A 12749-nucleotide genomic window follows, 5' to 3' on the forward strand; every position below is an offset into this window, starting at 1 on the left:
ATTGCCCGGTCGCGTTTTCGTGAAAATGCCGCCCGAAGTAGAACGATGTTGAGGGTGGTTCATGGCCGAGTTGATTGACGGAAAGAGCGTCGCCGAAGACGTGGTGCGGCGCGTCAAGGCCTTGACGATCGAACTGATGGAAAAGCGCGCGCACAAGCCCGGTCTTGCCGTGGTCATCGTCGGCGAGGATCCGGCGAGCCAGGTTTATGTCGCCTCCAAATCCCGCACCGCCAAGGAATGCGGCTTTCATTCGGTCCAGCACACGCTGCCGGCCGAGACCTCCGAACAGGAACTGCTTGATATCATCGGCGAACTCAACGCCGATCCGGCCGTCAACGGCATCCTGGTGCAGCTTCCCCTGCCTGGCCATGTCGATGCGGGCAAGGTCATCCAGGCAATAGCGCCGCAAAAGGATGTCGACGGCTTCCACTTCATCAATGTCGGCAAGCTCGGCACCGGCGAACTGGAGACGGCTTTCGTGCCTTGTACGCCGGCCGGCTCGATGCTGCTGATCGAGCGTGTGCGCGGCAAGGATCTTTCCGGGCTCAATGCGGTGGTCGTCGGCCGCTCCAACATTGTCGGCAAACCGATGGCCAATCTTCTCCTTGCCGCCAACTGCACTGTCACCATCGCGCATAGCCGCACGAAGGACTTGGCTGCACTGGCGCGCACCGCCGACATTCTCGTTGCCGCTGTCGGCAGACCCGAAATGGTCAGGGGTGACTGGGTCAAATCAGGCGCCACCGTCATCGACGTCGGCATCAACCGCATCGCGGCGCCCGAAAAGGGCGAAGGCAAGACCCGTCTCGTCGGTGACGTTGCCTATGCGGAAGCGGCGAAGACGGCCGGCGCCATTACGCCGGTGCCTGGCGGTGTCGGACCGATGACCATTGCCATGCTGATGGCCAACACGCTAGCTTCCGCCTATCTCGCGGCCGGATTGAAACGGCCGTCTTTCTGAACCTGGAAAGCCTCAGCTTTGCCGAACCTCACTGTTCCCCGAGCATTTTGCAGCCAAGTGGGACCACTTGGCGTTGCATAAATGCGGCTGAAATAAAGAGATAGAGCGGGATGCCCCACTCGACCCAAATGCATCCCGCTCTAGAGCGGCTGGTCACGAACGATCCCGTTCAAGGCGGCCGGCAGTTCGGGTTCCTGCTGGTCGACAAGTTTTCCATGTTCTCGCTGGCCGCCGCAATCGACACGTTCCGGTCGGCGAACCGGCTGCTCGGCCACGACTTCTATGGCTGGACGACGGTGTCGGCCGACGGCGATGCCGTCATGGCCTCCAACGGCCTGCCGCTCAAGATCGACTACGCTGTCGCCGATCTGCCGCCGGTCGATATCCTTTTCGTCTCGGTCGGGCTGACGACGGAGTTTCCCGGCAAGAGCAAGGTGCTGGCGGCGCTGCGCAGCTGGGGCCGGCGCGGCAACGCGCTCGGCGCACTGTCGGTCGGCTCCTATCTGCTCGCCGAGGCAGGCCAGCTCGAAGGCTATCGCTGCACCATCCACTGGGAAAACCGCGCCGGCTTCGTCGAGCGGTTTCCCGACATCAACTGCACCGGCAATGTCTTCGAGATCGACCGCAAACGCTACACCTGCGCCGGCGGCACCACCTCGATCGACCTGATGCTGGAGATCGTGCGCGGCGATTTCGGCTCGGGCCTCGCCAACGGCGTCGCCAACCAGTTCCAGCACGAGCGCATCCGCTCTGCCGGAGACCGCCAGCGCGTCGGTCCTGAGCGCGACCTGACCGGCAAATCGGAAAAGCTGCGCCGCATCGTCGAGCTGATGGCCGATCATCTCGACGAGCCGCTGTCGGCGGTGCAGCTCGCCAAGTCGGCCGGCCTGTCGGTGCGCCAGGTCGAGCGCCTGTTCCTGCGTCACCTCACGGTGACGCCCGGCCGCTATTACATGCGGCTCAGGCTCGAGCGGGCGCGCGAATTGCTGCGCCAGACCAACATGCCGATCCTCGACGTGGCGATCGCCACCGGCTTCACCTCACACTCCTATTTTGCCCAGAGCTATCGGCTGCAGTTCGGCCGGCCGCCTTCCGAAGAGCGTCGCACGACGTACTGAGTGGTTTGGCTCAAGGGTTGTGGCCAACCCTCCCACGCCCGGCGTCCGGGCTTGTATCCTGACGCGGCGTCAAATAGCTTCGCCCCCCTGACTGGCAGAGACTGCCTGGCAGAGACTGACTGGGGGAGATTTTCATGGCGGGACTTGCACGGAGCGTCGCTGCGGCGATCCTCCTGTTGGGGATGACGACGCTCGGCCTTGCTGCCGACCGAGTCATCCTCATTCTCGATGCTTCCGGTTCGATGTGGGCGCAGATCAACGGCAAGCCCAAGCTCGAAATCGCCCGCGAATCGCTGCGAACGGTGTTGCAATCGGTCCCCGCCGATAGGGAAATCGGCTTCATGGCCTATGGCCATCGCGAGAAGGGCAGTTGCGAGGATATCGAGCTCATTGTGCCGCCGCAGGCAGGCTCGGCAGCTGCTGTTTCCGCTGCCGCCGACAGCCTGAAATTCCTCGGCAAGACGCCGCTGACATCAGCCGTAACCCAAGCGGCCGAGGCGCTGAAATACACCGAGGACAAGGCCACTGTCATCCTGATCACCGACGGGCTCGAGACCTGCAAAGGTGACCCTTGCGCGCTCGGCAAGGAACTGAGGGCTGCCGGTGTCGACTTCACCGTAAACGTCGTCGGCTTCGGCCTGACCGCGGACGAGGGCAGGCAGGTCGCTTGCCTCGCCGACAACACCGGCGGCAAATACATCCAGGCGTCCGACGAGCAAGCCCTACAGGACGCGCTGGTCGAAACCATCGCCGCCGCACCCGCACCGGCGCTCGAACCAGCGCCTGCGCCGCAACCGGCCCCCGAGCCGGAAAAGCCGGAGTTCAACTTCATGCCGGCCGTGGTGCTCGCCGAGGGCGGCAATCCCGTCACCGACGGCAATTCCTGGGAGATCTACAAGGCAAGGTCCGACGGCACGCGCGGCGATTACGTCACCACCGAGTACGGCGCCTACAAGGGCAATCTGGAGCCGGGCGACTATATCGTCGTTGCGAGCTATGGCGAGGCCAGGACCGAACAGAAGGCCAAGGTCGAGGCGGGCCAGGTCTACAACCCCCTCTTCATCCTGAATGCCGGCACGCTCATCCTTCATCCCCGGCCAAGTGAGGGAGCGGATGTGGCCGATGGCGCGGCTGTCGTGATCGCCTATCCGGGCGTCGATATGCCCGCGACCTATTATGGCGACACGAAAGTCGTGTTGCCGGCCGGCGACCAGAAAGTGACGGTCACGATCGGGAAGGGCGAGGTTACCGAAACCATCCAGCTCGCTGCCGGCAGGGTCATCGACAAGGACATCATCGTCGGCGTCGGACATGTCGTCGCCAACGCCTACTATACGGCCGGCGGCGACAAGGCCGACGGTTCGGGCATCGGCTTCAAGGTGTTCAAGGCAAGGAAGAAGATCGACGGAACGAGGCAAGAAGTGACTCATGCCTATGGCCCCGACAGCAAGTTCGATCTGCCGCCCGACGACTATGTGTTGATTGCCGAGGTCGACCTTGCCGTCGTCGAGCAGCCGTTCAGCGTCAAGGTCGGCGAGTTTCAGGATGTGAAAGTCGCCTTGAACGCCGGCGTGCTGGCGGTCACCGCGCCAGGGGCTTCGAAGATCGAGATTTTCGATCCGAAGAAGGACATCAACGGCAACCGCAAATCGCTCGGTTACGCCTATGACGAGAAATATCAGGCGGCGCTGCCGGCCGGCGACTACGCGGTCGTCTCGGAGAAGTTGGACAACAGCTCAAAGGAAAGCACGGTGACCATCAAGGCCGGCGAGCGAGCCGAGCTGACGGTACAGTAGCGACGCAATTCGATGCCGATGTCGATTGCTCGCGACGGAAACGGCCTTGAAGGCGAAAGGTATCGAGGCGATCGACCGATCGTTGGATAAGCATACGCTCCACAATTGCCGAGCTTGGCCTTGGATTGCGGCCGGCGCTGTGGTCGTACAGATCGGACTGGCATTCGCATTTCTACCTCGCAGGCAGTGTCGACGCCGAACTAGTCGGCTGAACGTCCGAAATGGTGGAATGTGCCATTCGTCTCGTCGATCGGAACGAGTAGGCAACGCCAAAGAACGGCCATCCCCGTTATGTCTGTCGAATGACCGGAGTTGGCCGCAGGCGGATGGTCAGCTTTCAAGTTGGATCGGCTTGAAAGGAGACCAGCGCGTTCGATGTGGTAAAGTCAGCTTCGCGCCTCTTCTCCATCCAATGTCACTTTGTAAAATGCACGCTTTCATAAGGGGTCGCAATTCCGCATGTCAGGGTCGGCTCCAATCGGAGACCGCACGCCTCAACCATTCGTCGGGAAGGAATGTTGCTCGCCGATACGAGCTCATAGATATGGCTCGCTCCGAGTTGACGCCGGACAAGCGAACGCTCTCGGCGCTGAAGTTGCAAGGCTGCCCGGATAGTGTCAGGGCGCCTCGGAGATCCTTGCGTCCGAAACCAACCATTCAGCCACGGTCAGCCCGTGAGGCGCGCACGAAACAACGTGGAGCCGTCCGTCAGGCGCGATCTGGAGATATCCCGGAATCCAGCCTCGGTCATCCACGCGCGATACTGACCTTCAGTGTACGATTCGCCGTGGCGATAGAGGTTCAAGAAGGTGAGATTCAGAAAGACACCCTCAGGCGGGCCGAGGCGGTCGTCATCGACGACACCTGACCCCGCAATTGCGATCTCGCCTCCGGGCGTCAGGCAACGCGCCGCGTTCAGGATCGAACTGCGCGCCTGGTCCGGCGGAAGGACCTGGACGACGGCCTTCAGGATCGCCAGATCGTGCCGACCGATCGATGGCGCGACAGTTATGTCCCCCTCTTCGACAACCACGTCGTTGGCACCGTATTCTGACAGGATAGCTGGCGCGACCGCTGCGACCGTTGGGAGTTCCATCAGCGTCGCCGCAATCTGCGGCCGCTGCTCGCGAAGTCCGACGAGAATGGTCCCGGGGCCCCCGCCGATGTCGATCACCGAACCGATCGCCGAGAGGTCCATCTCTCGGGCCAGATGTCGGCCGAAAATCACCCCGCCCGGTGCGAGCATGCGGCTGAAGGCCGCCGCGGCCTCAGGCCCCGCTGCGGAAAAGTCGTGCAGCGCAGCCGGCCGGTCCTGTCGCAGCGACTCTGCGGTCAGCAGGTCGGCTCCCCAAAGTTCGCGCAGGAGCGCATGATCGCCGCCGCGATAGGTCGGCTTGGACGCGTCGAGGAAGGCCGACGCTTCGGCTCCGTTGCGAAATTGACCATCCTTGACTTCAAGGAGACCGATGCTGGCGAGTGCGTAGAGGAGCCGCGACAGACGATCGGGCTCGACTTTGAGCGCGGCCCCAAGGCTGTCAGCAGTCACCGCCCTGCCACCGATCCGGGTGAAGATGCCAAGGTCCAGCCCGGCGCGAAGCGCCAAGGCGGGGGGCACCGCTGCGATCAGGTTGTCGATCCGATCAGAGTCCACCATGTCACATCCCCTTCCGCGATACAGATGGAGCCCGGCTTGGCTGTAACAGATAGCTCCGCAGCGCCTCTGTATCACATGAGATGGTCTTGCGCTGTGGCTGTGCGGGGGCTGGCCCGTGCACCGTGGCCGCGCTGCGTGGCGCCAGGTGATCGGGTCCATCGCTGCCGCTCTGAATATTTAACAGTTCGAAACGTCCGCTTTCGGAGGTAGTCGACGGCCTCAGCAACGACCGAATTGGGGCGCCTTCCTGCCCGGCCGCTCTACGGCTCAAGCGGGGCCGAAAGCGGACTGGCAGCTTCTAGTGTGAGATGTCAGCGAGTGGAGGTTCAGCACGGGGACGCGTGTCGTGACTCGGTGCAGACCTTCGCCGACCCTTTCCTTGCCTAACAGAGGACGTCCGATCACGACGCATCCATGAATCTTCATGGTGGTCACTTCGCTGTGATCGCGTCTGGCGGGAGCCGACTAGGCCGCTAGCTACCGTGCGACAGAGCGGCAGCGCAACAGCACGATCATCGCGGCATGGCGATCGCCATGATAGATCCGGAGGTGAAGCATGACGGAACCGAGGCGCGGTCACGATTCGACCGGAGCGACAAGATCGGGCATCTCTCGTCGGACGTTTCTCAAGCACGGTGGGACTACAGCGGTCGGGGCGGCGTTGCTGGAAGCAGGGTCAGCGCGGGCAGCCGTCGACCGCTCCATGCAGGACAACGAAGTGCTTGGCCCCGGTCCGATCCCGATCGATCTCACGATTAACGGACAACGCGTCCCGGTGCAGGCGGAGCCGGCCACCACGCTGGTTGACATCCTTCGCAATCAGCTCGGCCTGACCGGCGCCAAGATCGGCTGTGACCGCGGCGCCTGTTCTGCCTGCACGGTCTGGCTCGACGGACAGCCCGCCAGCAGCTGCATGACGCTGGCGCTCGATGCCCGGGGCAGGAGCATCACCACGATCGAGGGACTTGCCGACGGCGACCGGCTGCATCCGGTGCAGCAGGCGTTCGTTGAGCACGACGCTCTTCAATGCGGCTTCTGCACGCCCGGCATGGTCATGAGCTGCGCGGCGCTCATAAATCGCAAGCCCGACGCCGGCCTCGATGACGTGAAGGCCGCTATCAGCGGCCATCTCTGCCGATGCGGCACCTACCCGAACATCTTTGCGGCGGTGCTCGACGTCGCCGACCAGAATCGGAGGAGGGGCACCTGATGGCCAGCGAAAATAAGCCAGCAGCCGACCAGACTGCGTTGCGTCCGCAATCCTTGCTCTACGGCATCGTCGGGCAGGAGATGGAGCAGGTGACGCGGCAGGTGCCGGCCGACGAGCCGCCGCAATTGCCGGTGAACGCCGAGCTGCGCTCCATCGGCAAGTCGATCCCGCGGCTCGATGCCAAACAGAAGGTAACGGGCGCAGCGAAATACACGTTCGACGTGCAGCTGCCGGGGATGCTCTACGCGCGGCAGGTCGTCTGCCCCTGGCCGCATGCCAGGGTGATTTCGATCGATACCTCCGCGGCAGAGCGTTACCCCGGCGTGCGCGCCGTGCATGTGCTGGAGAAGCTGCTGCAATCAGCACAGCCGCGCGATCCCGGAGCCGAGGCCGGCAACAAATACCCGACCGTCCGCTTCGCCGGCCAGACCGTTGCCGCCATTGCCGCCGAGACGCAGCGGATCGCCGACGAGGCCGCCAAGCTGGTCAAGGTCGAGTACGAGCGCTTGCCGCATGTGACCGACCTCGACGCGGCAATGGACGGCGAGGCTCCGCTCGTCTTTCCCGGGCCGGTCGAGCAACCGTCGACAGCCGGCGGCGGCGGCGCGCCGGAAGGCTTGCCGCAGAAGGGCAACATGCGAGGTCCCAATTTCGGCATGCCGGGCATGACGCCCACGGGCGATATCGACAAGGGGCTGGCGGAAGCGGACGTGACCGTCGAGGCCGAATACCGCACGCAGGTTCAGACGCACGTGCCGATGGAGACGCACGGTGTCGTCGCCGACTGGCGCGACGACGGGCTGACCATCTATGCCTCCACGCAACACACGCACAGCGTGCGCGATGAGGCGGCCGAATATTTCGATCTGCCCAAGAGCAAGATCCGGGTGATCAGCGACTTCACCGGCGGCGGGTTCGGCGCCAAATACGGCATCAACAATTTTGGTCTCGTCGCCATCCATCTGTCGCAAAAAGCCGGCGCGCCGGTGCGCCTGATGCTGGACCGTCGCGAAGAGCATATTTCGGCGGGCAATCGCCCGAACAGCCTGCAGAGGGTACGGATCGGAGCCAAGCAGGACGGCACCCTGACGGCAATTGACGTCATAAGCTGGGGCACCGGCGGCATCGCCGGAGGCGCCGGCATCGGCTTCTGCTACAATGCGCTCTATCCGTGCCCGAACATGCGCACCGAGCAGTATGACGTGTTCACCAATGCCGGTCCGTGCGCGGCTTTCCGGGCGCCTGGCCAAGTGCAGGGCATCTTCTCGCTTGAGCAGACTATGGACGAACTGGCCGATCGGCTGCAGCTCGATCCGCTGATCCTGCGCGAGCGCATCGACACGAAGCCCACCGACGACATGCTTGCCCGGGCGCATGAGCGCAGAATAGGGGCCGAGCGGTTCGGCTGGGGCCGACGGCGTCCGCCGAATTCCGACGCCGGGCCGGTGAAGCGCGGAATGGGAATGGCGCAGGCGCAGTGGGTGTATGTCGTCAGTCCGCCGACGACGGTGGAGGTGCGGGTCGCCGACGACGGGTCGGTCTCTGTCTACAACAGCACGCAGGACATCGGCACCGGCACGCGAACGGTGCTCGCCCAGGTCGTCGCCGAGGAGTTCGGCCTCAACGCCGAGGACATCGGCGTATATATCGGCGACACCCGCTTTCCGTGGGGGCCGCCATCCGGCGGCAGCCGCGTAACCGCCTCGGTGACCGCGCCTGCCCGTAATGCTGCCTATGCGGCGGCGCGCGAGATGGCCGCGCGCCTCGCACCGATCTTCGACAATGCCAGCCCCGACGACATATTCTTTGCCGACGGCAAGGTGGGTGTCCGCGGCAAGGAGGCAGCGGCAAGGCCGCTCAAGGAAGCAGCCAAGGAAGCCAAGTTCGGCGAAATCTCGAAACTCGCCAAGCGGCACGACGACTATGAGGGTTTTGCCATGTCCGGTGAGACCTCCATCAGCCGCCATATGCTGGGTGGCGTCCAGTTCGCCGAGGTGGCGGTCGACGTCGAGACCGGCGTGGTCAAGGTCGAGCGCGTCGTCGCCGCCAGCGATTGCGGCAGGCCGATCAATCCGAAGCTCGTCGAGAGCCAGGTGATCGGCGGTATCATCCAGGGCGTCAGCTTCGCAATCTACGAGGACCGCATCCTGGACGCGGCGAGCGGCCATCAGCTCAATGCCAACGTTGATCAATACAAGATGGTCGGATCACGCGAGACGCCGGAGATCGAGGTGCTGCTCATCGAGCAGATAGGGGCGCAGTCCTCGACCGATGCGCGAGGCATTGCGGAAGCCAGCAATGTCGCGACCAGCGCAGCGATCGCCAACGCATTCTACAACGCCACCGGGAAGCGGATCCGCACGTTGCCAATGAATCCGGCGAACGTGCTGGCGGCGCTGAGAGCCTGAAATCGGCCACAAGGAGTCGAGCATTGCCATGAACAGCTTCGAATGGACCGATGCCACCACCGTCGAGCAGGCAGCCGGGTTGCTTGCCGAAAGCACAGAGCAGCGTCCGGTCGTCGCAAAGGCAGGCGGGATCGACCTTCTGGACTTGATGAAGGAAGGGATTTTAGCGCCGGCGCGCCTCGTCAACCTGAAGACCATCCGCGGCCTCGACGAGATCGAAACGGAAAACGGGCTGGTGCTCGGCGCGCTGGTGACGCTCGACCGCATCGACAAGGATCCGCGCATCCGCTCGCGCTATGTGGCGCTGTCGGACGCTGCCGCCCATGCGGCGACGCCGCAGGTCCGCAACGCCGCGACCATCGGCGGCAATCTGCTGCAGCGGCCGCGCTGCTGGTATTTTCGGCACGATCATTTCCACGGCGAAGGCGCCGGTGAGATGGCGAGCGACGGCGTCGGGGAGAACCAGTACCACGCGATTTTCGACAATGGTGGAAATGCGATGGTGCACGCCTCCACGCCGGCGACGGCGCTGGTCGCCTACGACGCAAGCGTCGAACTTGCCGGCGGCGCCGACGGCCCGCGCGCGGTGAAGCTCGCGGACTTCCTCCTGCCGCCCGAAATGCGCCGCGCCCGTGACGCCGGCATCGAGGCCGGCGAGGTTTTGACGCGCGTGACCATCCCGCCGGCAAATGCCGGCGCGAAGGCCGCCTATCACAAGCAGACCGAGCGCGACAGCTACGACTGGCCGATCTGCGACGTAGCGGTCGTTCTGATGATGGATGGGCAGATGGTGCAAAGTGCCTCGATTGTCATGGGCTGGGTGGCGCCAACACCTCGCCGCGCGACCGAAAGCGAACGGCTTCTTGTCGGAAAACAGGTTACGAATGATTTGGCGCGGCAGGCAGCCCGCGCTGCCGTGGCGGATGCTACTCCGCTGTCGAAGAACGGCTATAAGGTGCCCGTCCTGGAGACCGTGGTCCGCCGCACGATTCTGGCGGCTGGGGCTGCTTGACCAGCAGGTCGCCTCAGATGAGCACGGCAACGTCGCAGCCCACGTACACGGCGCCCTTGGTCTGTCGGCGCCTGCGCTCGAAAGGCGCGCCCGGAATGGGGTATGAGAATGGCATGAGCTTCGACGCCGGCTATGTCTCGACCGCCAATTTCTGGTGCACGGCAACGGCAGGCACTGTCGGCCCTGACGACTCCTTCGTCCATCCGCATGTATGCGTTGCCAACCGGATCTGCTTTCTTAGTCCATCCGGGCAGGTCAAGGTTGGTGACTGAAACGGAAGGCAAGGCGAATGCCTGTCAGGCAACAGGTCATCTTTGTTCGAGAGCGGATATTGGGGATCAAGCTGGGTGGGTAATGGCGGATTGCATAGAAAAAGTTCGGCACATCCCGAAGCACATGTCGTCGGTAGAATTGCGCACCGCGACTCCAGCGTCGTCGCCGGCAATGTCTGGTTTTGGGCAGTGGCAATGGTACCCGGAATGACCAAGATGCGGCGCTAAGCGGCCATTCGCGGTGGGTCATGGGCGTGAATTCGGCCGGGGGCGAACGAGCTTCCGCTTGGGGGTCGGACTTTGCCGTTTCTGGAAGACGCAGAAGCGCTCGATCCCTGGGCTACGAATGACCGGTCACGAGAGCTAGGTCAATAATGGCTCAAAGGTAACATCGTGGCCAAAAGCCAAAATTGCGTGGCAATCGACAGCCGGTGTCAGACGGTCGCGAGCCGCTCCTTTCACTGCAGCGCCAACTCCGCCACGTTGTTTCCGAAGGCGCTGGCGCCATGATCGGCGCGGCCCACCATTTGCCGGAACCCAGCGAAAAGCTCGCGGCCGAAGCCGAATTCATTGGCGATAAGATCGTTGTCCGCCGCCCGTCGCAGCGCGAAATCGCCGGCCGGCACCAGCACTTCCAGCGTTCCGGCCTCGGCATCGAGCCTGATGATGTCGCCGTCATGGATCCTGGCGATCGGCCCGTCCTCGACCGCCTCCGGCGTCACATGGATCGCCGCCGGCACCTTCCCGCTCGCGCCCGACATGCGTCCGTCGGTGACCAGCGCCACATGCTGGCCACGATCCTGCAGGACGCCGAGCACGGTGGTCAGCTTGTGCAGCTCCGGCATGCCGTTGGCTTTCGGCCCCTGGAAGCGGATGACGGCAATGAAATCGCCGGTCAGCGAGCCGGCCTTGAATGCTTCGTTGAGCCCTTGCTGGCTGTCGAACACCTTGGCCGGCGCCTCGATGATGCGCCGCTCCGGTTTCACCGCCGATGTCTTGATGACGGCATGGCCGAGATTGCCTGAAAGCATTTTCAATCCGCCGGTCGGCTGGAACGCCTTCCTGAACGGCGCCAGCACCTTCTCGTCGCCGCTTTCGCGCGGCGAGGCCTCGCGCATCACGCCGCCATCGGCGCCGAGCTTGGCTTCGACCGCATAGGGCCTCAAGCCGTCGCCCCAAACCGTCTGGACATCCTCGTGCAGGATGCCTTCGTCGAGCAGTTCGCGGATCAGGAAGCCGAGCCCGCCGGCCGCATGGAAATGGTTCACGTCGGCAAGGCCGTTCGGATAGACCCGCGCCAGCAGCGGTACGGCTTCCGAAAGGTCCGAAATATCCTGCCAGGTAATGGCGATGCCGGCCGCGGCCGCCATGGCGATCAGATGGATGGTGTGATTGGTCGATCCGCCGGTGGCGTGCAGGCCGACGATGCCGTTGACGATCGAGCGCTCGTCGATCATCCGGCCGACCGGCGTGTAGGCGTTGCCGAGCGCGGTGATCGCCAGCGCCCGCTTCGTCGCCTCGCGGGTCAACGCGTCGCGCAACGGCGTGCCGGGGTTGACGAAGGAGGCGCCTGGCGTGTGCAGGCCCATGATCTCCATCAGCATCTGGTTGGAGTTCGCCGTGCCGTAGAAGGTGCAGGTTCCCGGCCCGTGATAGGATTTGGACTCGGCCTCGAGCAGTTCGGCCCTTCCTGCCTTGCCTTCGGCATAGAGCTGGCGGACCTTGGCCTTCTCGTCATTCGGCAGGCCCGTCGTCATCGGCCCGGCCGGGATGAACACCGCCGGCAGATGGCCGAAGGTCAGCGCCGCGATCACCAGCCCCGGCACGATCTTGTCGCAGACGCCGAGATAGACGGCCGCGTCGAACATGTTGTGCGACAGGCCGATCGCCGCGGCCATGGCGATCACGTCGCGCGAGAACAGCGACAGCTCCATGCCGGGCTGGCCCTGCGTGACGCCGTCGCACATCGCCGGCACGCCGCCGGCGACCTGGGCAATGCCGCCGGCCTCGCGCGCCGCGTCCTTGATCAGCGCCGGAAACGTCTCGAAAGGCTGATGCGCCGACAGCATGTCGTTATAGGAGGTGATGATGCCGAGGTTCGGCACCCGATCGCCGCCAAGCGCCACCTTTTCCGAAGGGCTGCAGACGGCAAAGCCATGGGCGAGGTTGCCGCAGGACAGCACGGCCCGGTTGGCGGTGCGGCTCGATGCCTCGGCGATACGGCCGAGATAGGCTTCGCGCCCCGGTCTGGAGCGTTGGCGGACGCGCTCGGTGATGGTTTCGATGTCGCGTCTCGCGGTCATGGCGTCGGTCCTTTC

The 12749-nt window shown here is 64.0% G+C and carries 9 protein-coding genes; 7 read left to right on the forward strand and 2 right to left on the reverse strand.

What is annotated here, in order from left to right; all coding sequences use genetic code 11:
• The first annotated feature begins 61 nt into the window (after positions 1-61).
• The 3 genes from folD (at position 62) to EN807_RS12035 (ending at position 3875) form a co-directional block, all read left to right on the forward strand.
• Entirely contained in the window at positions 62-961 is a 900-nt protein-coding gene (gene folD, locus EN807_RS12025) for a bifunctional methylenetetrahydrofolate dehydrogenase/methenyltetrahydrofolate cyclohydrolase FolD (RefSeq protein ID WP_135935069.1), read from the forward strand.
• Between the two features lie 128 nt (positions 962-1089).
• The gene (locus EN807_RS12030; RefSeq protein ID WP_135935846.1) at positions 1090-2079 is read left to right on the forward strand and encodes a GlxA family transcriptional regulator; all 990 of its coding nucleotides are present in this window, start codon (positions 1090-1092) and stop codon (positions 2077-2079) included.
• 134 nt (positions 2080-2213) lie between these two features.
• Complete coding sequence (locus EN807_RS12035) at positions 2214-3875, forward strand: VWA domain-containing protein (RefSeq protein WP_135935070.1); 1662 nt, start codon at positions 2214-2216, stop codon at positions 3873-3875.
• 667 nt (positions 3876-4542) lie between these two features.
• Here EN807_RS12035 and EN807_RS12040 read toward each other — a convergent pair.
• A complete protein-coding gene (locus EN807_RS12040) occupies positions 4543-5478 on the reverse strand; it encodes an acetylserotonin O-methyltransferase (RefSeq protein WP_246684068.1) in 936 nt (311 codons plus the stop codon).
• 607 nt (positions 5479-6085) lie between these two features.
• Here EN807_RS12040 and EN807_RS12045 point away from each other — a divergent pair.
• The 4 genes from EN807_RS12045 to EN807_RS35495 all read left to right on the forward strand — a co-directional run bounded on the left by EN807_RS12045 (position 6086) and on the right by EN807_RS35495 (position 10431).
• On the forward strand, positions 6086-6739 hold the full coding sequence (locus tag EN807_RS12045; protein ID WP_082982616.1) for a (2Fe-2S)-binding protein: 654 nt from the start codon (positions 6086-6088) through the stop codon (positions 6737-6739).
• Entirely contained in the window at positions 6739-9147 is a 2409-nt protein-coding gene (locus tag EN807_RS12050) for a xanthine dehydrogenase family protein molybdopterin-binding subunit (protein ID WP_065010761.1), read from the forward strand. The genes EN807_RS12045 and EN807_RS12050 overlap by 1 nt, the downstream gene beginning before the upstream one ends.
• Before the next feature lie 28 nt (positions 9148-9175).
• Positions 9176-10159 (forward strand): FAD binding domain-containing protein, encoded by a 984-nt coding sequence (locus EN807_RS12055; RefSeq protein WP_135935071.1) that lies wholly within the window; start codon positions 9176-9178, stop codon positions 10157-10159.
• A gap of 113 nt (positions 10160-10272) precedes the next feature.
• Complete coding sequence (locus EN807_RS35495; protein ID WP_156768488.1) at positions 10273-10431, forward strand: hypothetical protein; 159 nt, start codon at positions 10273-10275, stop codon at positions 10429-10431.
• A gap of 458 nt (positions 10432-10889) precedes the next feature.
• Here EN807_RS35495 and edd read toward each other — a convergent pair whose 3' ends face one another.
• Positions 10890-12734, reverse strand: a complete 1845-nt coding sequence (edd, locus tag EN807_RS12060; protein ID WP_135935072.1) for a phosphogluconate dehydratase — start codon at positions 12732-12734, stop codon at positions 10890-10892.
• Positions 12735-12749 lie beyond the last annotated feature (15 nt).

The sequence above is a fragment of the Mesorhizobium sp. M5C.F.Ca.ET.164.01.1.1 genome, assembly GCF_004792125.1.
In the GTDB taxonomy this organism is placed as follows: domain Bacteria; phylum Pseudomonadota; class Alphaproteobacteria; order Rhizobiales; family Rhizobiaceae; genus Mesorhizobium; species Mesorhizobium wenxiniae.

Excerpts from the sequence above, each read along its gene's own strand:
- EN807_RS35495 (WP_156768488.1), top strand. The coding sequence starts at position 10,273 with ATGAGCTTCGACGCCGGCTATGTCTCGACCGCCAATTTCTGGTGCACG.
- edd (WP_135935072.1), bottom strand. The coding sequence starts at position 12,734 with ATGACCGCGAGACGCGACATCGAAACCATCACCGAGCGCGTCCGCCAA.
- EN807_RS12055 (WP_135935071.1), top strand. The coding sequence starts at position 9,176 with ATGAACAGCTTCGAATGGACCGATGCCACCACCGTCGAGCAGGCAGCC.
- EN807_RS12035 (WP_135935070.1), top strand. The coding sequence starts at position 2,214 with ATGGCGGGACTTGCACGGAGCGTCGCTGCGGCGATCCTCCTGTTGGGG.
- EN807_RS12030 (WP_135935846.1), top strand. The coding sequence starts at position 1,090 with ATGCATCCCGCTCTAGAGCGGCTGGTCACGAACGATCCCGTTCAAGGC.
- EN807_RS12045 (WP_082982616.1), top strand. The coding sequence starts at position 6,086 with ATGACGGAACCGAGGCGCGGTCACGATTCGACCGGAGCGACAAGATCG.
- folD (WP_135935069.1), top strand. The coding sequence starts at position 62 with ATGGCCGAGTTGATTGACGGAAAGAGCGTCGCCGAAGACGTGGTGCGG.
- EN807_RS12050 (WP_065010761.1), top strand. The coding sequence starts at position 6,739 with ATGGCCAGCGAAAATAAGCCAGCAGCCGACCAGACTGCGTTGCGTCCG.